The 24,327-nt window shown below is 66.5% G+C and carries 19 protein-coding genes, 1 tRNA gene and 1 pseudogene; 4 read left to right on the plus strand and 17 right to left on the minus strand.

Annotated elements, in window-relative coordinates; genetic code table 11:
* Positions 1-9: 9 nt before the first annotated feature.
* The 10 genes from E4A53_RS13425 to mtnB all read right to left on the minus strand — a co-directional run bounded on the left by E4A53_RS13425 (position 10) and on the right by mtnB (position 9,390).
* Complete coding sequence (locus E4A53_RS13425) at positions 10-492, minus strand: GNAT family N-acetyltransferase (RefSeq protein ID WP_136163619.1); 483 nt, start codon at positions 490-492, stop codon at positions 10-12.
* Entirely contained in the window at positions 489-1,502 is a 1,014-nt protein-coding gene (locus E4A53_RS13430; RefSeq protein ID WP_136163620.1) for a fumarylacetoacetate hydrolase family protein, read from the minus strand. Before E4A53_RS13430 ends, E4A53_RS13425 begins: the two co-directional genes overlap by 4 nt.
* The gene (gene hmgA / locus E4A53_RS13435) at positions 1,499-2,797 is read right to left on the minus strand and encodes a homogentisate 1,2-dioxygenase (RefSeq protein WP_136163621.1); all 1,299 of its coding nucleotides are present in this window, start codon (positions 2,795-2,797) and stop codon (positions 1,499-1,501) included. Before hmgA ends, E4A53_RS13430 begins: the two co-directional genes overlap by 4 nt.
* 222 nt (positions 2,798-3,019) lie before the next feature.
* Entirely contained in the window at positions 3,020-3,802 is a 783-nt protein-coding gene (locus E4A53_RS13440) for a hypothetical protein (protein ID WP_136163622.1), read from the minus strand.
* A 302-nt stretch (positions 3,803-4,104) separates the two neighbouring features.
* A complete protein-coding gene (locus E4A53_RS13445; RefSeq protein ID WP_136163623.1) occupies positions 4,105-4,839 on the minus strand; it encodes a DUF5343 domain-containing protein in 735 nt (244 codons plus the stop codon).
* Positions 4,840-5,415: 576 nt separating this feature from the next.
* Positions 5,416-6,321, minus strand: a complete 906-nt coding sequence (locus E4A53_RS13450) for an IS1595 family transposase (RefSeq protein WP_136163624.1) — start codon at positions 6,319-6,321, stop codon at positions 5,416-5,418.
* A 246-nt stretch (positions 6,322-6,567) separates the two neighbouring features.
* The gene (gene mtnA / locus E4A53_RS13455) at positions 6,568-7,614 is read right to left on the minus strand and encodes an S-methyl-5-thioribose-1-phosphate isomerase (RefSeq protein ID WP_136163625.1); all 1,047 of its coding nucleotides are present in this window, start codon (positions 7,612-7,614) and stop codon (positions 6,568-6,570) included.
* On the minus strand, positions 7,611-8,216 hold the full coding sequence (gene mtnC / locus E4A53_RS13460) for an acireductone synthase (protein WP_136163626.1): 606 nt from the start codon (positions 8,214-8,216) through the stop codon (positions 7,611-7,613). The genes mtnA and mtnC overlap by 4 nt, the downstream gene beginning before the upstream one ends.
* On the minus strand, positions 8,216-8,764 hold the full coding sequence (locus tag E4A53_RS13465; RefSeq protein ID WP_136163627.1) for a 1,2-dihydroxy-3-keto-5-methylthiopentene dioxygenase: 549 nt from the start codon (positions 8,762-8,764) through the stop codon (positions 8,216-8,218). The genes mtnC and E4A53_RS13465 overlap by 1 nt, the downstream gene beginning before the upstream one ends.
* Positions 8,761-9,390: a methylthioribulose 1-phosphate dehydratase gene (mtnB, locus tag E4A53_RS13470; RefSeq protein ID WP_239018309.1), complete on the minus strand. Its 630-nt coding sequence runs from the start codon at positions 9,388-9,390 to the stop codon at positions 8,761-8,763. Before mtnB ends, E4A53_RS13465 begins: the two co-directional genes overlap by 4 nt.
* Before the next feature lie 83 nt (positions 9,391-9,473).
* Between mtnB and E4A53_RS13475 the strand changes: the two genes are divergently transcribed.
* Together E4A53_RS13475 and metB are read left to right on the plus strand one after the other, a co-directional pair.
* A complete protein-coding gene (locus E4A53_RS13475; RefSeq protein ID WP_136163641.1) occupies positions 9,474-10,628 on the plus strand; it encodes an aminotransferase in 1,155 nt (384 codons plus the stop codon).
* 101 nt (positions 10,629-10,729) lie between these two features.
* Positions 10,730-11,905, plus strand: a complete 1,176-nt coding sequence (gene metB, locus E4A53_RS13480) for a cystathionine gamma-synthase (RefSeq protein WP_136163629.1) — start codon at positions 10,730-10,732, stop codon at positions 11,903-11,905.
* A 100-nt stretch (positions 11,906-12,005) separates the two neighbouring features.
* Here metB and E4A53_RS13485 read toward each other — a convergent pair whose 3' ends face one another.
* The 5 genes from E4A53_RS13485 to glpD all read right to left on the minus strand — a co-directional run bounded on the left by E4A53_RS13485 (position 12,006) and on the right by glpD (position 18,898).
* On the minus strand, positions 12,006-12,755 hold the full coding sequence (locus E4A53_RS13485; RefSeq protein WP_136163630.1) for a VOC family protein: 750 nt from the start codon (positions 12,753-12,755) through the stop codon (positions 12,006-12,008).
* Positions 12,756-12,768: 13 nt separating this feature from the next.
* Complete coding sequence (locus E4A53_RS13490) at positions 12,769-14,256, minus strand: amidohydrolase (RefSeq protein WP_136163631.1); 1,488 nt, start codon at positions 14,254-14,256, stop codon at positions 12,769-12,771.
* A gap of 73 nt (positions 14,257-14,329) precedes the next feature.
* Positions 14,330-16,651 carry a TonB-dependent receptor gene (locus E4A53_RS13495; RefSeq protein ID WP_136163632.1) on the minus strand — a complete coding sequence of 774 codons (2,322 nt, stop codon included), beginning with the start codon at positions 16,649-16,651 and terminating at the stop codon, positions 14,330-14,332.
* 630 nt (positions 16,652-17,281) lie between these two features.
* Positions 17,282-17,374, minus strand: a tRNA-Ser gene (locus E4A53_RS13500).
* 54 nt (positions 17,375-17,428) lie between these two features.
* Positions 17,429-18,898, minus strand: coding sequence for a glycerol-3-phosphate dehydrogenase (gene glpD / locus E4A53_RS13505; protein WP_136163633.1), 1,470 nt, complete (start codon positions 18,896-18,898; stop codon positions 17,429-17,431).
* Between the two features lie 77 nt (positions 18,899-18,975).
* On the opposite strand from glpD, the gene rnr reads away from it, so the two are divergent.
* The gene (rnr, locus tag E4A53_RS13510; protein WP_136163634.1) at positions 18,976-21,171 is read left to right on the plus strand and encodes a ribonuclease R; all 2,196 of its coding nucleotides are present in this window, start codon (positions 18,976-18,978) and stop codon (positions 21,169-21,171) included.
* Here rnr and E4A53_RS13515 read toward each other — a convergent pair.
* On the minus strand, positions 21,168-22,337 hold the full coding sequence (locus E4A53_RS13515) for a CaiB/BaiF CoA transferase family protein (RefSeq protein ID WP_136163635.1): 1,170 nt from the start codon (positions 22,335-22,337) through the stop codon (positions 21,168-21,170). The two genes, rnr and E4A53_RS13515, sit on opposite strands and share 4 nt — an antisense overlap.
* Positions 22,338-22,499: 162 nt before the next feature.
* On the opposite strand from E4A53_RS13515, the gene E4A53_RS13520 reads away from it, so the two are divergent.
* Entirely contained in the window at positions 22,500-24,008 is a 1,509-nt protein-coding gene (locus E4A53_RS13520) for an amidohydrolase family protein (protein ID WP_136163636.1), read from the plus strand.
* A gap of 9 nt (positions 24,009-24,017) precedes the next feature.
* Here E4A53_RS13520 and E4A53_RS14725 read toward each other — a convergent pair.
* A pseudogene (locus E4A53_RS14725) lies at positions 24,018-24,327 on the minus strand (hypothetical protein); the annotation flags it as partial.

Consider the following 24,327-nt stretch of genomic DNA (forward strand, 5'->3'; position numbering starts at 1 on the left):
CCCGTCAAATCAAAGCGTTCGGTGCATCACCAGCGCATCGACCTCGCCCAGCGCCGGGTGGCGGAACGCGCCCGGCACGGTGCCGACCGTCGCGAAGCCCAGCGATTGCCACAGCGCTACTGCGCGGCTGTTGCTGGCGACGACGCAGTTGAACTGCATGGCGCGGAATCCCTTCGCCCGCGCCTCGTCCAGCGAGTGCAGGCACATCGCCCGCGCCACGCCGCGCTCGGTTGCGTCGCCGGCGACGATATAGCCGCAATTGGCGACATGATCGCCGCCGCCGCGCTGGTTCGGCTGCAAATAATAGGTGCCGACCATCCGCCCGCCGTCGCCGGCGACATAGGCGGTGTGCGGCGCGCCCAGCCAGAAGGCCAGCGCCTCGTCCCGGCTCCAGTCGCGGGGCAGGGCATAGGTTTCGCCGGCGCGCAGCACCGGTTCGATGATCGCCCAGATGCGGTCCTCGTCCCCGGCCATCGCCGGCCGGATCATCATGGCCGTGCTGCCGCCACCGTCTGCTCGATCGTGCCGAACAGCGGGCGGCGGCGCTCGTCCTCCATCCAGATCCGCACCGTGTCGCCATGGGTCAGGAACGGGGTTGCCGGCTTGCCGGACAGAATGGTCTCCACCGTCCGCACTTCCGCCAGGCAGCTATAACCGACGCCGCCCTCGCCGATCGGCTTGCCCGGTCCACCGTCGGCGTCGCGGTTGGACACGGTGCCGGACCCGATGATCGTGCCGGCGCGCAGATTGCGGGTCTTTGCCGCATGGGCGATCAGCGTGCCGAAATCGAAGGTCATGTCGACCCCGGCGTCGGCGCGGCCGAGCGGTGCGCCGTTCAGTTCGACCATCAGCGGCCGGTGCAGCCTGCCGTCCCGCCACCACTCGCCCAGCGCATCCGGCGTCACGAACACCGGCGAAAAGGCGCTGGCCGGCTTCGACTGGAAAAAGCCGAAACCCTTGGCCAGCTCCGCCGGGATCAGGTTGCGCAGCGACACGTCGTTGGTCAGCCCGATCAGCCGGATCGCCGCCAGCGCCTCGTCACGCCCGCTTCCCTGCGCGACGTCGCCGGTGACGACGACCACCTCCGCCTCCAGGTCGCAGCCCCATGCTGCGTCGGCGAGCGGGATCGGGTCGCGCGGCCCCAGGAAATCGTCGGACCCGCCCTGATACATCAGCGGGTCGGTCCAGAAACTGTCCGGCACCTCCGCCCCGCGCGCCTGGCGGACCAGCGCGACATGGTTGACGTAGGCGGACCCGTCCGCCCACTGATAGGCCCGGGGCAGCGGCGCCGCCGCCTCGCGCTCGTGAAAGCGTTCGCGCGGGATGCTGCCATGCTCCAGGTCGGTCGACAGGTTGCGCAGCTGCGGCGCGTGCTGGTCCCAGTCGTCGAGCACCGCCTGCAGGGTCGGGGCGATATGCCCGGCCTCCGCATACCAGGCGAGGTCGCTGGACACGACAACCAGCCGCCCGTCGCGGCCACCTTTCAGACTGGCTAGCTTCATTGCACCTTCGCCTTTGGAAAACCGCCCCACACCGCGTCGTAATCCGCCTGCCGCTCCGGGCAGGCCAGCGCGTGCGGCGTCGGCCGGTAGGGCCAGCATGTTTCGACCATGAACGCCATCGTCCCGTCAATCTTGTGCGGTTTCAGCTCCGCCGCACTCGCCGCCTGCCAGCTTGCGGCATCCGGCCCGTGTCCGGTCATCATGTTGTGGAGCGACAATGCGCCCGGCGCGAAACCGCCCGCCTTGGCGTCATAGGCGCCGTGGATCAGCCCCATCGCCTCGCTCATCACGTTGCGGTGGAACCAGGGCGGGCGGAACGTGTCCTCCGCCACCATCCAGCGCGGCGGGAAGATGACGAAATCGGCATTGGCCCGCCCCGCCGTCTGGCTGGGGGAGGTGAGCACGGTGAAGATCGACGGATCGGGATGGTCGAAACTGACCGTGCCGATCGTGTTGAACCGCGCCAGATCATATGTGCACGGCGCAAGGTTGCCGTGCCAGGCGACGACGTCGAGCGGCGAATGGTCGAGCGTCGTCACCCATAGCGAGCCCATATATTTCTGGACCAGTTCGAACGGCTCGTCGCGGTCCTCGAACCAGGCGACCGGGTGCAGGAAATCCCGCGCCGCCGCCAGCCCGTTGGACCCCAGCGGCCCCAGTTCCGGCAGGCGGAACGGTGCGCCGTGATTCTCCGCGACATAGCCGCGCACCTCGCCATCGGGCAGCAGCGTGCGGAACCGCACGCCGCGCGGCACCAGCGCGATTTCGCCCGGCGCCACCGCCAGCCGCCCCATCTCGGTCAGCAGCAGCAGCCGGCCGTGCTGCGGAACGAACAGCATTTCGCCGTCGGCGTTCACAAAGGCCCGCGTCGCCATGTCCCGGTTGGCGGCGTAGACATGAACCGCCACCCCCTCCAGCGCCTCCGGCGGCCGGTTGGCCAGCATCGTCACCATGCCGTCGATCAGGTCGATCGGCGTCTCGGGCAGCGGCAGCGGATTCCAGCGCAGCCGGTTGGGCGCCATCGGCCCGTCCGTCGCCCCGGTGGTGAACAGCGCGGCGCCGCCATAGCGGCGAAACGGCGCATGGTCCGCGCTCGGGCGCAGCCGGTAGAGCCAGCTGCGCCGGTTGTCGGCGCGCGGTACGGTAAAGGCGGTGCCGGAAAGCTGCTCCGCGTATAACCCGAAGGCGGGGCGCTGCGGGGAATTGCGGCCGATGGGCAGGGCGCCGGCTACCGCCTCGGTCTCGTGATCGCCTGCAAAGCCAGACAGATAGGCTGGCGTATCCGTGTCTTTCATGCCGCTGTGTGTCGCAGCTTGCCTCCGCCCTGTCCAGATCAGCGGCGGTGGTATTGACGCATACGCAACAAGCCGGAGTTCGACCGCATCGCACCGTTGTAAGTCAGTGGACAGCCTATGCAATTGAAACTCGAAATCGTGGACGGGTGATCAGCCGCCCGCTCTCTGTGGCACATGGGAAACAGCCTGTCAGAAATGGTGCTCCCACAGACTATCTTATACCTAGCGTTTCGTTCTTCGAGCCGTCGAGCTAGGCGCCGCCCATCTTTCCGAGATCGCGTCACAGATTTTTTTATAGCGGCGTTTCCGGCTGATCTGTTTCTGGTGCGCCCGTTCAATCATTTGGTGGACGGTCGGATATACGCTCGATCTTGCCGGAAGGTCCTGCTCGTGAATACCCATATTGTGGAGGGCAGACCGTACACGGCTATAATCCACTGGCACGTTGTTGGAGAGCGAGCGCGAAGCATCATAAAGCGATTCGGCACGTGCGTATATTCTGGCAGCAATAAAAAGGTTGCTATCGATCATACTTGTTTCGATTCGTAAATGACGGCCTTTATAATTTTTTGCGTCGCTGATGCGGGAGTTTAATACTTGGATGTCAGAAACGATTGCGGCAAGAATTTTACTGATATAGCCACCTTGTGCGGCCTCTATCATTTGCTCAATCGCCGAGATTAGATGATCTGGCGAGGGGGGCGGATCAAAGGCGGGCGCGGGCTGATCTCGTTCAGTCCCTTTCAGCCATGGATCGATGGCTTTTAGAGACTGGGCCACGTCCTTGGCCCACCGATTAACGCCGCTGAGGGTCATCGGAAGTGCCGCTAGCGCGGCGTAGCGCCGCGCATGTGCCCTACCTCGCTCTTGTCGGGCGCCCTGGAAAATCTGAAAAAGCAAGAGCGGGATGCCGATCAACGCAGCGATCGCTGTCAATCCTCCACTGCGATCGTCAGTGTAAGTCAGCACGGCACGAAAAAACCCGGGCACGTCAATTTCTAACAATATTTTTCCCGTTTATCCCCTTGACCCACGTTAGCCGATGACCCTTGCCGTCGGTTTTGCATTGTCAGCGTTTTCAACCTATATGCAGCACAACGGCGCGTCCGGGGTGGAACCGAGCCGCGCCGTTGTTCTTACCCCTTCTGGAAGGGGGCAGGATGGGTGGCGGTCTAGCGACCGCTAACCCTTAATGTCCGGGCCATGGACCACATGGCGCACCTCCTTTCGGCTAGGGCGACCGACGCGATGCTTTCGAGGGCTACGCGCGTCGGACAGGGAAACTGGATGCGGCGGTTGATCATCGATCAGCCGCCGTTTCCTTTGATGCCGGCCATAAACTGATCGAAGCCAGCAAACCATTTGGCCTTGATGTCGTCGGGCCACGCGGGGTCGAAGTCTGGGAATTTCCCGAGGAGCTGGGAAACGAGTTCGGTGTCCGCCTTCGAGGCACCCCTGGTTCCGCCGCCCTCGACGCCGCCGGGCGGATCGCTCGCACCGTGCTCAGTGGCGGGATGAGCTGGCGCCAGCTTCTTCTTGCGTCCGCCTCCGTTCCGACTGCGGGGGAATTTGGCATTCTCAATCCTTGGGCCAATCGCGATACCCACGTCGCGCGCGGCCTGAAGGAAGAAGGTGCGGCACTTTCGCAGCACCTCCTCCTTGGCGCCAAGATTGTTCTTGAAGGCGTCGGCGAACATCGAGGGCGTGGCCGTCTCAAGGTTGAGCTTCAGGACGTAGGGGTAGTTCCTCTCGATCAGCTGGCGAAGGCGCGGCTTGTAATCGTCCGTTTCATAGGCGGCGACGATTTCGGCCAAATCCTGGGTCGGCTTCTTCTTGTCATCCATGAGGCCAAGCGAACTGAGGGCACTCATGATCTGTCCGGCGACCCCGCCAGAGAAGCGCGTCAACACAGAGCGATCAATTACGGGGGGCAGCCCATGTTCTTTGAAGTCGCCGAACAGCGTGCCAAGCGTTCGGTAGGCGATGTAGGGCGGCGTTGGGTATGCTCCCGTGCCCCCTCCTTCGTTACCCTCTTCTGCCATGGTTCATCTCCTATGGGACAATAGATGTAGCATCGGGCTACAACCCGCGCAACCCGGCATCGTGGGGTTATGCCATAGGACTGTTACCAACATCGCCGTTGCGGATACGAATTCCCTTCGCCATCTTCCTCGCAGAGCAGTCGGAGGAGAGTGATATGCGAGTTATTACAAGAGCTTATGGTGATGTACCGCTGGATCGGGAGGTGATTGGGCAGGCCAATGGCCTAGTGTACGTGGCGAATCCGTCCACCGTTGTTTCCACCGAAACGGGCGAGAGAGTCGGGGTGGGATTCCCGCGCCAGTACGTATTCAGGTTCGAGCCGCAGCTGTTCGATTCGTTGAATGAAGCATGGGAGCGAAGGGACCTCGCGCAGCTGGAAAGCCTCTGGAGCCGCGCTCAGCAGATTCACTGAGGCTCCGGTGCCTTTTCGCGCCCTATGTGGTAAAGGAGTCCTATGAAGCTGACGCTAAACAAAGCGCTCGCCGAGGGGCGGTTAGACGAGTTCGCGGCGCAGGCCGAGGCCGATGGGGTAGGTCCGGCCGATCGCAAGCAGTTCGATGCCTTAATGGGGCGCGTCACAGCGCCCCTACCAGAAGGTCAAACATCCCGTTCACGCGGTGGCGGTTCGAAGCGCGGAAAGTGAACTCGTCCAGATAGCGCTGCATGTGCTTGCCGCTGATCTGGATGTGAGTTGAGCGAACCGACGCCTTGAACAGCTTCCAGAAGCCCTCCACGGTGTTGACGTGGAAGGTCTCGCCAAGGCGGTAATCGTAGTGGGCATATTCCTTGCGGCCATGCTTCACCGCGCCATGCTTGAAGCCGTCACCAGTCAGTAAGTTGTAGCTGTAGAGTTCATCGGTCGAGACAACCGAACCCGGCTCCACGTTGTCCAGAACCACGTCGCGCAGCGTGTCTTTCTTCACGTCGGGAATGACAACCGCCTTCATGCGACCGCCGCGCTGTGCGAGACCCATAACGATAGTCTTGCCCGGCGCGCCGCGACCGCGCTTGCCGCCCGAGCGGCGACCGCCAACGTAAGCTTCGTCCAGTTCGATGTGACCGGCCAGGAGCGCGTCAAAGCCTTGCGCCTTGCTCATGAGAATGCGGATTTGCTGGCCGATGCGATAGGCGGTCTTGTAGGTCACCCCCAGCTGGCGCTGGAGTTCCTTGCCGCTCACGCCGTGGCGCGTCGTGCAGAACAGATACATCGCGTAGAACCACGAAACGAGCGGGGTGCGCGTGTCGTGCAGGATGGTGTTGGCGGTCGGGGCGATCTGAAAGAGGCAGTTCGGGCAGGCATAGACCCGGCGATCACGCAGCTTGTGGAACTGGCCTTCCGCGCCGCACGACGGGCAATCCAGCTTCGTGCCGCCAAAGCGCACCGCCATGATGTGTTCGAGGCAGGCCTGCTCGTCGGGGAAGCGGGCGAAGAACTCGCGGACCGAAAACGCGGGGCTGGCAGAAGGGCTTTTCTTCGTCATTCCCCCCTTATGGCATCACGGCTAACGTGGGTCAAGGGGATAAACGGGATATTTTTTCCTTCCTCGCCGCCGACGTTACAACGCCGGCTCGCTAACAAGGAGTCGCTATTTGGCTGCTCTGCCGCATCTAAGTCTTGACTATTTTGACTTCGAGATAATGTGCGCGCTCAGCAAGTGCGATCGACGATAAGAGAGATACGCAAAAACCGGATTCAACTTCGTTTGATAACGAATGCGGCTATTCGCTTACGGTTGCCCCAGAACCCCGCGCTCGGTGATATAGCCGGTGACCAGCCGCGCCGGGGTGACGTCGAACGCCGGGTTGTGCGCCGGGGATGCTGTCACCCGCACGGTGCGCAGGGTGCCGGCGTCGTCCGGCCCGGTCAGCCAGGCGACCTCGTCGCCGCCGCGCTCTTCGATCGGCACCTGTTCGCCCGACGCCGTTGCACGGTCGATCGTCGTGTAGGGCAGGGCGACGTAGAAGGGTACGCCATTGTCGTGCGCCGCCAGCGCCTTCAGATAGGTGCCGATCTTGTTGCACACGTCGCCATTGGCAGTCACCCGGTCGGTGCCGACGATAACCAGATCGACCGCGCCCTGCCGCATCAGCAAACCGCCGGCATTGTCGGCGATCACCCGGTGCGGCACGCCGTGCCCGGCCAGTTCGAACGCGGTCAGCAGCGCACCCTGGTTGCGCGGCCGGGTCTCGTCGACCCAGACATGGACCGGCAGCCCCTCGTCATGGGCCAGATAGATCGGCGCCAGCGCGGTGCCGTAGTCGACCGTCGCCAGCCAGCCGGCATTGCAATGGGTCAGGATGTTGAGCGGCCGGCCGGGGTTCTTGGCATGCAATTCCCGGAACAGCGCCAGCCCATGCGCGCCGATCGCCCGATTGAGCGCGACATCCTCGTCGCACAGCGCGTCGGCGCGGGCGAAGGCGGCGGCGGCGCGGTCGCGCTCCGGCAGCGGCCGGACATGCTCGCGAATAATGTCCAGCGCCCAGCGCAGGTTGATCGCCGTCGGCCGGGTGGCGAGCAGCCGCGCATGGCCCGCGTCCAGCGCCGCGTCCGATCCGTCCTCGGCGAGCGCCATCGCCAGACCATAGGCGCCGGTCATCGCCAGCAGCGGCGCGCCCCTTGTCCACATCTCGCTGATCGCCGCCGCGCAGGATTCGGTGCTGCGCAGCTCGACCCACACCACTTCCCACGGTAGGCGCCGCTGGTCGAGGATGCGGATACCGGCGCCATCGGCGGTGCGCGCGATCGACCGATGCGGAATGCCGTTCAGCTTCACGGCGCGATCGTAGCGAAACTGTCGCCCGCCGCCCGATCGATCAGCCGGGTGGCAAGGCCGGCGGCGGCCGCCGCCCCGGTCTCCGCCGCGACGTCGGACAGGAACAGGATGTCGGCGGGAGGGAAACCCAGCGCGGCGGCTATCTTCGTATAGGAACCGGCCTCACGCTTCGGCCCGGTCGCCAAGTCGAACCAGCCGGAAAACAGCGGTGTCAGGTCGCCGGCGCTGCTATGGCCGAAAATCAGCTTTTGCGCCGCGACCGACCCGGACGAAAACACCGCCAGCACCAGCCCGGCGGCGTGCCAGCGGCGCAGTGCTTCCGCCGCGTCGGGATAGACATGGCCGACCAGCTCGCCGGTGCGATAGCCCTCGGCCCAGATCATTCCCTGAAGGGTTTTCAGCGCCGGTTCCTTGCGGTCCTCGTCGATCCAGCGTTTCAGCGTCGCCGCGTCGATGCCCTCCAGCAGCGCCGCCGTTTCCGCCGGATGCGCGGCGATGAAGTTGTCGATCCGGGCGCGGGCATAGGGGAACAGCGTGTCGGCGACGAAGGCGATGCTGCTCGTCGTCCCCTCGATATCGGTCAGGATCGCGCGGATCGGCATCAGGCCGGTTCGTGGCGCGGAAACCGGCTGGCGATCGGATCGCCGGTGAACTTGGCGACCCAGCCGTCGGGTGAGGTGAACAGGCGGATCGCGGTGAAATGCGGGTCCGGTCCCATGTCGAACCAGTGGCGGATGCCGGCCGGCACCGCGATCAGATCGCCCGCCTTGCACAGCACCGCGTGGACGCGGCCCGCCGCGCGCAGGCTGAACAGCCCTTCACCCTCGACGAAGAAGCGCACCTCGTCCTCGCCGTGCCGGTGTTCGTCGAGGAACTTGGCGCGCAGCGCCGCGCGGTCCGGGTGGCCGGGGGCCAGCCGGATGACATCGACTGCCTGATAGCCGTTGGCGGCCCGCAGCCGTTCGGTCTCCGGGGCGTAGGCGGCAAGCACCGCCGCGTCGTCGGCATCGTCCGCCAGCGGCGCCTCGGCGGGCCAGCGCTCGAACGCGACGTCGATCGCCGCCAGTTCGCGCGCAATGGCCGCGCCATCGCCGGTATCGACCAGCACGGTGTCCGGGTCGGTGTCGGCGTAGATCGTCAGGCGGCTCATCTTGTCGCTCCCGCAAAGCTCAGTTCGGCCAGTTCGGCGGCGATCATCCATTCGACCGCCTCGATCACCCGCTCAGCCTCCGCCATGTCGCGGCCCCAGCCGTACAGGCCGTGGTCGCGGATCAGATAGGCTGGCGCCCCGTCCAGCCGGCCGGCGAGCGCGGCGACGATCTCGGCCATGTCCTGGCTGTTGGCGACGATCGGGATCGCCACGGCGGTTGCATGGGTGGCGACGCCGGGCAGCGCCTTCAGCATTTCATGCCCGGCCAAAAGGATGTGGTCGGCATCGCGTCGCGCCCGGCTCAGCCCGACGGCGGCGCTCGAATGGCTGTGCAGAACCGCGCCGATCGCCGGGGAATGGGCGTACAACGCCAGGTGCAGCGCGGTTTCCGCCGAAGGCCGCTTGGCGTCGATCGGCGTGCCGTCGGCGGCAAGCAGCATCACGTCGTCCTCGCCCAGCCGCCCCTTGTGGCACCCCGACACGGTGATCGCGATCCGCCCGTCGTCCAGCCGCGCGGAATAATTGCCGCTGGTCGCCGGCGCCCAGCCGCGCGCGTCGAAGGCGCGTCCTACAGCGATGATCGCCTGCTTTGCGGCTGTAGGAGATTGGGGAGGGTGATAAGACACCGATAACCTATGCAGTAACCTCGCCTGCCGGTCCATGCGCGGCGTTAGTGGATTTTTCGGTTCATTCTGGCATGACAGGCACCATGAACCCGATCTACGCCGCGATGCCGACGACGATCTTCGAGACGATGTCGGGTCTTGCCCGCGAATTGGGCGCGATCAACCTTGGCCAGGGCTTTCCCGACTCCACCGGCCCCGGCGATGTTGTCGATGCCGCGTCGCGGGCGCTGTTTACCCAGTCGAACCAGTACCCGCCAATGGCCGGCCTGCCGGTGCTGCGCCAGGCGGTGGCCGATCATTACGCCCGGCATCAGGGCCTCGACCTCAGCTGGGCGGACGAGGTGACCGTCACCTCCGGCGCGACCGAGGCGATCGCCGCCGCCATCCTGGCGCTGGTCACGCCGGGCGACGAGGTGGTGCTGATCGAGCCGGCCTACGACGCCTATCTGCCGCTGGTGCTGCGCGCCGGCGGCGTCCCGCGCTTCGTGCGGCTGGCGCCGCCGGACTGGCGGCTGACGGCGGAGGCGCTCGACGCCGCCTTTGGTCCGAAGACCCGCGTCGCCATCCTCAACAATCCGCTCAACCCGACCGCGACGATGTTCGCCGCCGCAGACCTCGCCCTGCTCGCCGAGCGGGTGGTCCGCCACGACGCGGTGCTGATTGCCGACGAGGTGTGGGAACATGTCGTCTTCGACGGCCGGCCGCACCTGACCGCGATGGCGCTGCCCGGCATGCGGGAGCGGACGGTGAAGATCGGCTCCGGCGGCAAGATCTTCGCGCTGACCGGCTGGAAGGTCGGCTGGATGTGCGCCGCGCCGGCCCTGACCCGCGTCGTTGCCAAGGCGCACCAGTTCCTGACTTTCACCACCGCCCCGAACCTGCAGGCCGGCGTCGCCCACGGGCTGGGCAAGGACGAGCGCTACTTCACGACGATGCGCGCCGATCTCGCGCGGTCGCGCGACCGGCTGACGAATGGACTGGAGGCGGCGGGCTGGCGGACCCAGCCGAGCGCGGGCACCTATTTCCTGTCGGTCGACCTTGCCGCGTCCGGCATCGCCCTGGACGACACCGCATTCTGCGACCGGCTGGTCCGCGAGGCGGGCGTCGCGGCGATCCCGGTATCCGCCTTCTACCATGCCGACCCGGTCGATACCGTCGTCCGCCTCTGCTTCGCCAAGAATGACGAGACGCTGGATCAGGCGATCGAGCGCATGGCGCAGGCGCGCGCGCTGTTCTAGCGGCGCCGAGTCGAAGTCTCACCATCGGGAATCGGTGGACCCGGGACAGGTGCCCGGTTACGAGCGGCCGACGGATAGCAAGGCGGAAGGACGGTATTTCAATGAGCAAGCGCGACAAGGCTGATCGTCGGCCGGAAACGATCGCGGCTGCGCACGGGGTGGCGACCGACCCCGCCTTCGCCGCGGTCGCGCCGCCGCTCTATTTGTCTAGCACCTACGCGTTCGCCGACTATGACGCGCCCGGCCGCTACGACTATAGCCGATCCGGCAACCCGACCCGCGACCTGCTCGCCGAAGCGCTCGCGAAGCTGGAGGGGGGTGCCGGCGCGATCATCACCGCAAGCGGCATGGCTGCGCTCGATCTTCTCGTCGGGCGGCTGGGACCGGCCGATTCCGTCCTTGCGCCGCATGACTGCTATGGCGGGACGATGCGGCTGCTGAAGGCGCGGGCCGGGCGCGGACAGTTTGCGCTGCGTTTCGTCGATCAGGGCGACCCGGCGGCGCTCGCCGCGGCGCTGGGCGAGCGCCCCTCGCTGGTCTTCGTCGAGAGCCCGAGCAACCCGTTGATGCGGGTGGTGGATATCACCGCGATCAGTGCCCAGGCCAAGGCCGCCGGTGCCCGGATCGCTGTCGACAACACCTTCCTTTCACCAGCGCTCCAGTGCCCGCTCGCGCTGGGGGCGGATTATGTGATCCATTCGACCACCAAATATCTGAACGGCCATTCCGACGTGGTCGGTGGCGCGGTGATCGCCGCTGACCCGGCGGAAGTGGAGGCGCTGCGGTATTGGGCGACGGTGGTCGGCTGCGTCGGAGCGCCGTTCGATGCCTGGCTGACGCTGCGCGGACTGCGGACACTGTTCGCACGGTTGGACGGACAGCAGCGCAATGCGATGGCGATCGCGCGGTACCTGGAGGCACAGCCGGCGGTCAGCCGTGTCCATTACCCGGGGCTGGAAGGCCACTCCGGCCATGCGGTCGCGGCGCGGCAGCAGCGGGGCTTCGGCGCGATGCTCAGCTTTGAATTGTCCGGCGGTGCGGAGGCGGTACGGCGCTTCGTCGCGGCGCTCGGCGTATTCACCTTGGCGGAGTCGCTGGGCGGCGTCGAAAGCCTTGTCGCGCATCCGGTGACGATGACCCATGCCGACATGGGGGATGAGGCGCGGGCAGTGGCCGGCATCACCGACGGCTTGCTGCGCCTGTCCGTCGGGCTGGAGGCGGAGGCCGACCTGATCGCCGATCTCGACCGGGCGCTGCTCGCCGTCGGCACGGCATAGCTGCCGGGCGAGAAGGCTGATGCAGTGTCGGCCGAGGATCGCGGGAAGCCGGAAAGTTCCCGGCTTCCCGGAGAAAGGCGTTAGCCCGTGGCCGCCGCGATCAACTCAGGACAACGACACCTTTCGGCGTCCTGAGGCGCACGTGGATCGAAGCCTTGTCGCCGCGAACCACCGACACGGCGATGCCGATCGCGCGGTACGTCTCGGCTACCCTGTCGGCGTCGGGATGGACGATCACGAGCTTCTCGATCGTAACCCCCGTAGGCGACGATTGCGACGGATGCGGTGTCGACCCGAGCCAGTCGATGAAAAAGGGCAACATCCCGTCGAACGGCGTGCCACCGATATTGAGCAGTTCCCAGTCAAGCCTGCCGCCGTCGGGCCTCACCCGGCCCATCGCGCGCGGGCCGGTGACCTTCAGATCGGTGTTCGCGAGCTGCTTGAGCAGTGCAGCGAAGCGGTCGCTATAATGGATCGCGTAGCTTACCACGCGCGGTTTTCCGTCGGCGATGAGCGCGCCCCAGTGATTGGCGGAGCCGGTGCGCGCCGGGCAGAATACCTCCAGATAGCTGCCGCCGCCGAGGCTGAGCAGCGCGTTATGAGGCTGGGTGCGGCCCGGTGCGAGACCGCCCGAGACCGGCGCGATCCCGGTGAGATTGGTGATTAGCTGAACGCCGGCGTCAAGATCGGGAACCGCCCAGACGATATGATCGAGCCCGGCCGGCACCTGAGCGCCGTCGTCGGGCTGCCCCGCCGTGGCGGCCCCCGCCAGGGTCGAACCGCCGAGCAGCGCGGTGCCGATCCCGAGGCCGAAGACATGCGCGGCTTCCCTGCGAGATAATCCAGTCATATGATCGCCTTTCCTATCGTTCGTTGTAGTCGAGCGCCGGCGCCCTGTCGCCCAGCAAGGACGTGTAGGCGAAACCGTCACCACGCCGTTCCGCGAACTCCTTGCGCGCCGCGTCGATCAAGGCGGGGTCGCGGTACAGGCGGGTAGCGGCGAGCGCGATCGTCTTGGCCGCGACCAGCGCCCCCTTGACGCCGATCGTCGTTCCGCTCGTCGCCGCCGCTTGCCAGCTATGTGCAGAGGTGCCGCGGACGAAGGTGGCGGTGGAGAGCGTCGCGGTAGGCGTCACCCAACTGACGTCGCCGACGTCGGAGGACGCGAAGCCCTGCCGCGGCGGGCCCATTGGCTCGATCGCCGCCGGGTCGCCGGGGCTGGTGACGCGGCCCGGCCCGGCCCCGGTGTAGGTCGTGACGATCTGCGCGGCATAGGCGGCCTCGTCGGATGTGTAGGCATAACCCCCGACGCGCGCCAGACTGTCGTGCATCACGGTGTTGAGCGCCACGTTGGGCAGCGTGTCGTAAGCGCCAGAGAGGACTTCGTGCGAGACGGCCGTGCCCGTGGCCAGCGCCGCGCCTTCGCTCGCCTTGACGATGCGGCTCCACACGTCGCGCAGCGTCGCGGCGTCGGGCGACCGGACGAAGTAGAAGTTCTGCGCCATGGCCGGGACGATGTTCGGCTGATCGCCGCCCCGGGTGATGACGTATTGGATACGCGTCGTCTGCGGGACGTGCTCGCGCAGGAAGTTGGCGGCGACGTTCATCACCTCGACGCCGTCGAGCGCCGATCGGCCGCGTTCCGGCGCCACCGACGCGTGCGACGCGACACCGGTGAAGGTGAACTTGCCCGAGATCATCGCGAGGGAGCGGCTGGGCGTGGTGCTGTTGCGGTCGCCGGGATGCCAGCTCAGCGTAACGTCGACATCGTTGAAAAGGCCGTCGCGCACCATGTAGACCTTGGCGAAGCCGCCTTCTTCCGCCGGGGTTCCATAAAGGCGGACGGTTCCAGGCAGCCCTTGCGCGGCGAGCCAGTTCTTGATCGCGATCGCCGCCGTGACCGATGCAGCGCCGAGGAGGTTGTGGCCGCAGGCGTGGCCTGCCGCCTGGCCCTCGATCGGGCTATGGGCAGGAACCGCCGCCTGGGCGAGACCTGGCAGTGCGTCGAATTCGGCGAGCAGGGCGATCACCGGCCCGCCCGATCCGGCTTCGGCGATGAACGCTGTGGGCATTCCCGCCACGCCGTTGCGGACCCGGAAACCGGCCTGTTGCAGTTCGCCGCGCAGACGCCCGGCGCTCTTGGTTTCCTTGAAGCCGATTTCAGCCCACGACCAGACATCGTTGGCCATGCCCGCCAGCCGGGGTTCGAGTGCGGCCACGCCGCTGACGATCGCATCGCCGGCGGGGTCCGGCGCAGATTGCACCTGGACCTGTGCTTCTTGCGCCAGCGCGGCTGTTGCAGCGCCAGCGATGAGCGGGAGAAGCGCGAAGCAAACCGGCAACGTCTTCATGGTCTTGATCCTCGATACGGGATGGCGTGGTGCGCCATCCGCGGATAGCGGGCGCCGCCTCGCGGCCGCACGATCAGAAGTTCCATTTCAGTTCGACCCCTATGGTGCGCGGCGTGGCCGTCGTCACGGTTTCGACGGTGCTGCCGATCATGTTCGATGCCGACGTGCGCGCGATTTCGTCGAACAGATTGGAGACGAACAGATAGGCTTCCCAACGCTCCGTCCGCAAACCGGCGCGAGCGCCGACCAGCGTGTAGCCGCCCAGCGGCAGGTATGCGCTCGATGTCGGCCGGAAATCGGAGTGAGAACGACCCACATAATTGAGGTCGGCCCGGACCATGGCCGATAGGTCGCTGCCAACGTCCCACTCGTATTGCGTACCCAGCGCATAGCTGATCCGCGGGATGTTGGGCACGCGATCGCCCTTGCGGCCGCTGGCGATGACCAGATCGTTGATCTGGTCCTCCACCAGTTTGGCGGAAAGCCAATTGAGGTTGCCCGTAAGTTGAAGTCCGTTGACCGGAACGACGATCACTTCGGCCTCAAGCCCCTTGATGCGCGCGCTGCCCGCATTGGTCAGGAAGGCGAAAGTGCCGCTGGTGCCTTGCACCTGCATGTTGGTCCAGTCGGTGAGATAGGCGGCGAGGTTGAGCGTCAGGCGACGGTCGAGCAGTGTGGTTTTGAGGCCGCCTTCGTAGGTCCACAGGCTGTCCGACTCATATGGCGTGAAGCTGCTCGGCAGCCCGAGCACCTGGTTGGCCCCACCCGGGCGGAAGCCGGACGCGGCCTGCGCATAAACGAGGATGCCCTGCGCAGCCTTGTATGAAATATTGGCCTTGTAGAGCCAGCCGCTCTCTCTGGTTTCACGTTCCGTCCAGGGCTGGACGGCGAAATTGATGAGGTCGAAGCCCTTCTGGGTGTCGCCGGCGACAACGCGATCGTAATCGTAGTAGCGCAGGCCGCCGGTAAGCGTCAGGCCGTCGAGCGGTGTAACCGACACTTCGCCGAACCCGGCTACTTGCCGCAGATGATCCTTGACCTGCCGGGTGTAGACAAGCGGCTGATCTTCCATCAGCCGGCCCATGGAATCGGCCAGGATGCCGTTCGATCCGACCCACGAATTGCGCTTCGACCAATAGGCGCCGACCGTCCAGCTCAGCAGCTCACTCGGCTTCGACTGCAGCCGCGCCTCCGCCGTGGTGTTGTTCATTGTCTGCGGCGAGACATACTGGACCGATTCGATGCCCGTTACGTAAGCGTTGAAATCGGCCATTCCGTCCGGCGTCGCGCAGGTGGCTGTGTCGAAGTGCCGTCGGCAGAAGGCCGGATTGTTCTTGGCGACCTGCATCAGATAATAGGGATCGCGGATGAAAAGACTGTCGCGATCCTGATAGGATCCGGTGACAACCAGATCAGCGAAGCCGAGATCGGCGTTGACCACGGCCGAATAGAGTTGGCTCTTGTCGTAGAAGTCCATCCGCGCCCGGTTGGCCGAAACGAACCGGCCCTGCGCCGGCGCCCAGATCGGGTTCGCCGCTTTCGTGTCATAGGCATGCAGCGCAAGGTCGACCGTCACGCCGGCGACGGGAAGCAGTCGGACAAGCAGGCGGCCGCCTTCCGTCTCTTCGCGGTTGACCTTGGTCTGGCCGATCGAGGGGTTGTCGATCCAGCCGGCGTTCTTGCGGCGGAAATAGACACCTCTGACCGCCAGCAGATCGGAGACGACGGGCAGGTTGACCATCGCGTTGATCTGGTAATTCTCACCGGCATGCGCCGTGGTCGAGCCGATCGTATTGATCGTCGCGCCGTAATCGAAACCCGGCTTTTGATGAATGATGCGAACCGTGCCACCCATCGAGCTCGAACCGAACAGCGTGCCTTGCGGCCCCCGCAACACTTCGATCCGCTCGACGTCGAATGCCTGGAGATCACCCTGGTTGCCGCCGGAATCACTGGTCGTGCCAGGTGCGCCGGTAAGCGGTGCTTCATCGTAATAAATGGCAACCTGCGCTTCGCCCGATGAGCGGATGCCGCGCAGCGATACGCGCCGCTGGCCTGGCCCGGCATCGGTGACGTCAAGCCCAGGTGCGACCCTGGTCAGATCGTTGATGCCGTAAATCGCGGCGTTCTGCAGTATCGAAGCATCGACGACGCCGATGCTGGCCGGGGTGTCCTGAAGCCTCGTCTCGCGCTTCTGCGCGGTAACGATGATCTCACCGATCCCATTGCTCCCCGCGCTGGCAGGCGATTGCGCGACCGCTGGCGTGGTAAGCAGCGCGAATGCCAGGCCGGCTCCGCCGAGCAGAGTGCGGTGCCGACTGCGGCAGGCTCCGCTCGGGCCAGCTAGCCCGAGTGACATAACCCGCGATCGTTCTGCCAACTTATTCTGCTCCATTCTCAATCCCCCGTCTATGCCGATGCGGGCGATGGCGGATCGTCACATTCGCGAGCAAGAAATTTAATATTTGGGGGTGGTTGGAAATTCTTTAATTAAGAATAATGCTCTTATGGTATTATCATAATTACACATTTTAGAATGGATTACATGTTGTTCTATAGAATAATGACATGATTACGTCGGATTTTATGGAGATTATAAGGTATTCAACAGTATATTATAAAATATACGATGAATATGAGAGCTCATTGGATCGTGGCCTGTTACGGAGGCTCATTGCGATTGCGACCCCCGCCGTGTTCGGATTGTCCCCATAATATACATAACTGATACAGTAGAGAAACAGGGCTCGGTTGGAACGACATATCTTCGCTATCGTAGACAGATCGAGTGCTCGATGCGAAATCGTGATGGGCGAGGGGTAGGACGGCAGGGCCTCGTCGACACCGTGCGTAGCAGGCACGTCGCCCGTCATCGATGCGGCGTCGGGTAATCGGGCAAGCCCGTGGCGACGCCGTCGGCACGCACGGAAACCCTTGTGCTTCGATGACGGGAAGCCCCTGCAAACACGCGTCTTGCCGGAAAGTGCCATATATTATCGTGTAATATCAATGTGCAGGATATTTGTGGCGGAGACGGAGGGATTCGAACCCTCGGTAGGGGTAAAGCCCCTACGGCGGTTTAGCAAACCGCTGGTTTCAGCCACTCACCCACGTCTCCGGGCCGCCGGCAGAGGCGGGCTATAGCTGGGGGTATCGTGACGATCAACAGGGCTTATCGGCCCCGTGCCGCAAGGAACGCGGTGAGGCGCTCCGCCATGCCTGCGGGGGCGCTGAGGCCAATGCGGGTGCGGCGCCACAATATGTCCTCCGCCGTGCGCGCCCATTCGCGGTCGGCGAGCCACGCGACCTCGCACGCGGTCAGGCCGTGGCCGAAATCCTCGCCGAGGCCGCTTTCGTCGGTGACGCCGTCGAGCAGGGTGGCGAGCAGGACGCCGTAGGCGCCGGCCATCCGCCGCGCGCGCGCAGCGCCGAGGAACGGCCAGCGGGCGATCGCGCCGGCGACGAAGGTGTCGAAATCGGCGATCTCTCCGCCGGGCAGCGGGCGATTACGCGTCACCTTTGCCGGCGTGATGCCGAGCCGAGGGGCTAGCTTTGCCAGCGCGTCCTCCGCGAGGCGGCGGCCGGTGGTGATCTTGCCGCCGAAGATCGACAGCAGCGGCGGCGCGTCCGCGTTCCCGCCATCGTCTAGCTCAAGGACATAGTCGCGGGTGACCTGCCGCGCCTCGCTGGCGCCGTCGTCATAGAGCGAGCGGATGCCTGAATAGGTGGCGACTATGTCTTGGCGGCCGGTCCGGCGGGTGAAGTGGCGGTTGATGGCGTCGAGCAGATAGGCGACCTCCACCGCGTCGATGCACGCATCTTCCGCGCGGTCGACCGGGACGTCGGTGGTGCCGACCAGCGTCAGCCCATCAAGATAGGGGATGGCGAAGACGATGCGTCGGTCCGGCTGCTGCAGGATATAGGCGTGGTCCCCGGCGAATAGCTGGTGCACGATGATGTGACTGCCTTTGATCAGCCGGGCGCCGGCGCGGCTGGCGACGCCGATCTGCGCGTTGACCGGCGCCACCCATGGCCCGGCGGCGTTGACGATCGCCCTGGCGGTAGCGGTGCGGCCGTCGCTCAGCGTCGCGCGCCACACTGCGCCATCGCGAACGGCGGCGATCAATGCAATGCGGGTCAAGATCGTCGCGCCGTGATCGGCGGCGTCGCGGGCGTTGAGGATGACCAACCGCGAATCGTCGACCCGCGCATCTGAATAGACGAAGCCGCGCCGCCCATCCTTCAGCGGCGCTCGGTAGAGCGCGTCGCCGGCGCGCAAGCCGCGTGAGCGGGGAAGTGAGATGCGCCCGGCGAGATGGTCGTAGAGGATGAGGCCGAGGCGCACCATCCACCACGGCCGGATCGCGTGTTCGTGGGGCAGCACGAAGCGCAGTGGGTGAATCAGATGAGGGGCGGCCTTCAGCAGCCGCTCGCGCTCGATCAGCGCCTCTCGCACCAGCTTGAAGTCGTAATATTCGAGGTAGCGCAGGCCGCCGTGGATCAGCTTGGTCGAGGCGGAGGAGGTGGCAGCGGCCAGGTCATCCTTTTCCACCAGCAACACCGACAAGCCGTTCAGCGCCGCTTCCCGGGCAATCGCGGCGCCGTTGATGCCGCCGCCGACGATGAGCAGATCATGTATCATCGCCCCTGCTTATCGTCGAACCGGCAAAGGGCGAAGCCGCAATGGCGCGGCCGGCGATCTTCCTCTAGGCTTTGACGATGAAGAAGCCCCGTAGCGCCGGCCTGCCGTCCCGCGACCAGATCCTCCGTTTCATCAGCGAATCCGAGCAGCCGGCGGGAAAGCGTGAGATCGCGCGCGCCTTTGGCTTGCACGGCGCCGACAAGATCGCGCTGAAGGTGTTGTTGAAGGACATGGCCGATGAGGGGCTGATCGACAGCGCGCCCGGCCGCGCCTTCCACAAGATGGGCGGCCTGCCCAAGGTGACGGTGTTGCGCGTCGTCGATGTCGACGACAGCGGCCAGAGTTGGGCGGTGCCGGAGCGGTGGGAAGCAAGCGGGCCGGAACCGCGGCTGCGGGTGCGGGAACGCAGCCGCAAGGGCGCGATGGGCGTCGGCGACCGCTTTCTCGCCCGGACCGAGGAAGCTGGAAAGGGCTGGATCGCCCACCCGATGAAGAAGCTGGCGCGCAGCAGCGAATTGATGCTGGGGGTATTGCGCGAGGAAGGCGGCCGCTGGTGGTTGCAGGGGGTGGAGAAGAAGGAGCGGCGCGACTTCCCGGTTTCGGACCACGGTGACGCCGGGACGGGCGACCTGGTACTGGCGGAACGGACGGGGCGGCCGCCACGGATGACCGCGCGGGTGACCCAGCGGCTTGGCGATCCGTTCGAGCCGCGCAGCTTCTCGCTGATCGCGATCCACCAACTGGGAATACCGGACGTGTTCTCCGAAGCCGCGCTCGAGGAAGCGGGCGAGGTGGCGGGGCAGGCGCTCGGCACGCGAGAGGATTTGCGCGATCTGCCGATCGTCGCGATCGACCCGGCCGACGCGCGCGACCATGACGACGCGGTGTGGGCGGCGCCGGATGGGGAAGGTGGGTGGCGAGCGATCGTCGCGATCGCCGATGTCAGCTTCTATGTCCGCCCTGGCTCCGCGCTGGATCGGGAAGCGCGGAAGCGGGGCAACAGCGTCTATTTCCCCGACCGGGTGGTGCCGATGCTGCCCGAGCCGCTGAGCGCCGGTATCTGTTCCTTGAAAGCGGGGGAGGACCGGGCGGCGCTCGCCTGTCATCTGACCATATCGAAGCAGGGCAAGGTTACCGGCTGGCGCTTTACCCGGGCGGTGGTGCGGCTGGCGGCGAACATCGCCTATGAAGATGCGCAGGCGGCGATCGATGGTGGTCAGACATCCGTACCGGCGGCGTTGGCCGACGCGGCGCTGAAACCGCTATGGGCGTGCTGGCAGGCGCTGGCCAAGGCGCGGGATGCGCGCGGGCCGCTTGACCTGGATTTGCCGGAGCGACGGATCGAGCTGGATGAGAAAGGGCGCATCCTGTCGGTCGCGCCGCGCGAGCGGCTCGACGCGCATAAGCTGATCGAGGATTACATGATCGCGGCCAACGTCGCCGCCGCCAAGGCGCTGGAGGCGAAGGGCGCGCCGGTGATGTACCGGGTGCACGAGCCGCCGTCGCGCGAGAAGCTGGTCGCGCTGAAGGACTATCTTGCCAGCTTCGAGGTGCCGTTCGCGCTGGGGCAGGTGATCCGCCCGGCGACGTTCAACCGGGTGATCGAGATGGTCGGCGACGCCGCCTTCCGGCCGCAGGTGATGGAGCAGATCCTGCGCACCCAGACCCAGGCTTACTATGCGCCGGCCAATGCTGGGCATTTCGGCCTGGCGCTCGGCTCCTACGCCCACTTTACCAGTCCGATCCGCCGCTATGCCGACCTGCTGATCCACCGGGCGCTGGTCGGCGCCTACCGGTTGGGCGAAGGGGAGCTGACCGCCAAGGAAATGGCGACGATGGAGCAGACCGGCGAGACGATCAGCCAACTGGAGCGGCGGGCGATGGAGGCGGAGCGCGACACCGTCGACCGCTATGTCGCCGCCTATCTGGCGGAGCGGGTCGGCGAGGTGGTGACGGCGCGGATCACCGGGGTGCAGCCGTTCGGATTCTTCGCGACCGTCGAGGGGCTGGGTGGCGACGGGCTGGTGCCGGCGTCGACGCTGGGGCGGGAGTATTTCCGCTATGACGAGAGCGAGCACAGCCTGACCGGGGAGGACAGCCTTACCTGCTACGTTATCGGGCAAACCTTACCTTTGAAACTGGCGGCGGCGGACCCGGTGAGCGGGGCATTACGATTTGAAGTCATTGATAATGAAGGGAATAGTTACAGGCCCCCGATAAGGCGGCGGGGAAGGCCGGCGAATGTGCGGGCGAAGGGGATGCGGCGGCGCTAGGGGGCGAATACGCCAGCAGCGATCAGCGTGTGCTGCTCTGCCTCGTCGATTCCGAAGGAGGCGAGCAGGGCGGCCCGGTCGGCGGCGGGCGCCGGGGTCAGGGGGAAGCCGGAATAGCGCGGGGCGGGGGCCGGGCGGGCGATGCCGCCGGCGTCGATGAAGGCGGCGCGGGCGGCGAAATGGGGGTCGTGCGCCGCCTCCGCCATGGTCAGGACCGGGGTGACGCAGGCATCGGTGCCGGCGAACACCGCTTCCCATTCGGCGCGGCTGCGGGTGGCGAAGATCGCGGCGAACTTGCGTTTCAGCAGCGGCCAGGCGGCGGGATCGTCGCGCCGGGCGCAATCCGGGTCGTCGGCACAGCCCAGCCCGGCGAGCAGCGCGGCGTAGAAGGCCGGCTCGATCGCGCCGACCGCGACATGGCCGCCGTCGGCGGTTGCGTAGCTGTCATAGAAGGGCGCGCCGCCGTCGAGCAGGTTGGCGCCGCGCCGGTCGGTCCACAACCCGGCGGCGCGCAGCGACCACAGCATCGTCATCAGCAGCGAGGCGCCTTCGGTCATCGCGCAATCGACGACCTGGCCAGGCGCGCCGCCGCGTACCGCGTGGAACGCGGCCAGCATGCCGAAGGCGAGCAGCAGCCCGCCGCCGGCGAAGTCGCCGAGCAGATTGGCGGGCAGCGCAGGCTTGCCGTCCGGCGGCCCGAACCGGCCGAGCGCGCCGGCGAGCGCGATATAGTTGATGTCGTGCCCCGCTTCCCCGGCGCGCGGGCCGTCCTGCCCCCAGCCGGTCATCCGGCCGTAGACCAGCGCTGGGTTGGCGGCGAGCAGCGCGTCCGGGCCAAGGCCGAGCCGTTCCATCGCGCCGGGGCGAAACCCCTCGATCAGCCCATCGACGCCGGTGGCGAGGCGGAGGAGGAGGGCGCGCCCGGCCGGCACCTTCAGGTTGACGGTCAGGGTGGGGCGACGGTGGAGCAGCAGGCGGTGGGCGGCAGCCGAGGCACCGTCCGCCGCGCCGGGCGGGGCGACGCGGATCACCTCCGACCCGTGATCGGCGAGCATCATCGCGCAGAACGGCCCCGGCCCGATGCCGGCGACCTCGATGATCCGCAGGCCGTGGAGCGGGCCGCGCGCCGGGGCGGGCAGCGCATCCGTATTGTGGGCCTCAGTCATCTGCCGTCCTGCTCAGCCTGACCTGTCGGCCAGTCTAGACGGAAAGGCTGGCGGCGTCATGCCGATTGCCCGGTCGATCCGCGTTGACATTGTAAATAGTATACGATTACTCTTTTCCGAAAAGGGGGACATTCCGTGGTGGAGCTCAGTCGGAAGGAGTTTATGCGCCTTGCCGCCCTGGGCGGCGCGGCGGCCGGACTTGGGCTTGGCTCGACGCGGGCGGCCGCCGCTGTGGCGCGGACCGGCGGCGCGGCGCGGACGCTGATCCGCGGCGCCGACGTGCTGACCATGAACCCGGCGCTCGACGAGCTGACCGGTGTGGACGTGCTTATCGACAACGGCAAGATCGCGGCGATCGGCAAGGGCCTGTCGGCGGGCGACGCGGTGGTCGTCGAGGCGCGGGGCATGATCCTGATTCCGGGCATGGCCGACGGCCATCGCCATATCTGGCAGTGCGCCGCCGCCGGCCGGCTGGTGAAGACGAACGTCAAGGAGTTCGCCGCCGGCTATCAGGTCTGGAAGATGAAGTGGATGCCCTGCGCCAGCGCGGAGGATCACCATCTGGCGGCCTATTATGGCGGGTTGCAGGCGATCGATTCGGGCGTGACCGCTCTGCTCGACGTCGCGCACGGCCAGCAGACGGCGGACCGGGCGCTGGCCGCCGCGCGGGGCCTGAAGGAATCGGGCATTGCCGGCTGGTTCGCCTATCAGGTCAGCAACCGCTGCGATTACGGGCCGGGCGATACCCTGCCGCTGGCCGAGGCGCGGGCGCAGGCGAGCCAGTTCACCAGCGACGACCATTGGCAGACGGTGGCGCGGTTGCAGAAGGAGGTGCTGGGCGACAGCAGCGGCCTGTTGCAGCTCGGCATCGCGCTCAGCGTCGGTTCCAAGGGCCAGCCGCTCGCTCGCGTCGCCGAGCAGGAGTTCGGACGGGCGCGGGCAATGGGGATCGGGATCATCACCCACCACGCCAACCCCGGGCCGACCGATGTGCCGCCGGGTCATTTCGGCCATCGCGGCCTTGGTCTTTTCGACCTTCACGAGGCCGGGCTATTGGGCCCCGACGTCCATTGCTCGCACGGCGTCACCGCGACCGACGACGAATTGAAGCTGATGGCGCAGACCGGCGTAATGCTGGGCGCGACCGCCGTGGCGGAGACCTTCCCGAGCCGGCCGCTCGCCCGGCGAGACCCCGCCCACGGCCGCGCCCGCGCTTTCGGGGTGCGTACCGGCATCGGCACCGACACGCCGCTGTCGCTCACCCAGGATTATTTCGAGCATATCCGCGCATCCTTCCTCAGTCTGGCGCTCGACCCGGCGAGCGAGCATGTCGCCAGCGGATACCACTCCCCCGACGTGTTCGATTTCGCGACGCGCGGCGGTTACGACGCGATCCGCCTGGGCGACATCGGCGGTACGATCGCGGTCGGGCGCCGCGCCGACCTTGTCCTGCTCGGCACCGACCGGCCCGGCTTCCCGCCGGCCGGGACGCTGGCCGACCGGGTCGTGAATTTCGCCGCGCGCACCGATGTCGACAGCGTGTGGGTGGCGGGGCGTCTGTTGAAGAGCGGCGGCGCCATGGTCGGCGTCGACTGGCGTTCGCTGAACGCCCGCATCGCCGCGATGCAAGCCCGCGTCCACGCCGCCGCCGACACGATCACCTTCACCTGAGCCGGGCGGTCAGCGGAGCAGGGCCAGCAGTTCGACGATGAGTCGGTCCTCGGCCGTGTCCTCCGCAAAGCTGTGCGAGGCGGTGGCGACGGTGGCGAGCGGGATCGCGGCGCGGGCGGCGGCGAAGCGCGGGGTGCGCCACAGGGCGATGAAGGCGATCGCCGTGGCGTCGCCCGTGGCGCAGAGGATGCGGGCCGGCGGCGCGTCGGCGAGGGCGGCGGCGAGCCGGTCGGCGAGGGCGTTGGTGCGGGGCGGGCGGGCGGCGCGGATCAGGCCCCGCGCCAGCCGGCCGAAGGCGACGCGGCCGACGACGAGATCG

The sequence above is a fragment of the Sphingomonas flavalba genome (assembly GCF_004796535.1).
In the GTDB taxonomy this organism is placed as follows: Bacteria; Pseudomonadota; Alphaproteobacteria; order Sphingomonadales; family Sphingomonadaceae; genus Sphingomonas_L; species Sphingomonas_L flavalba.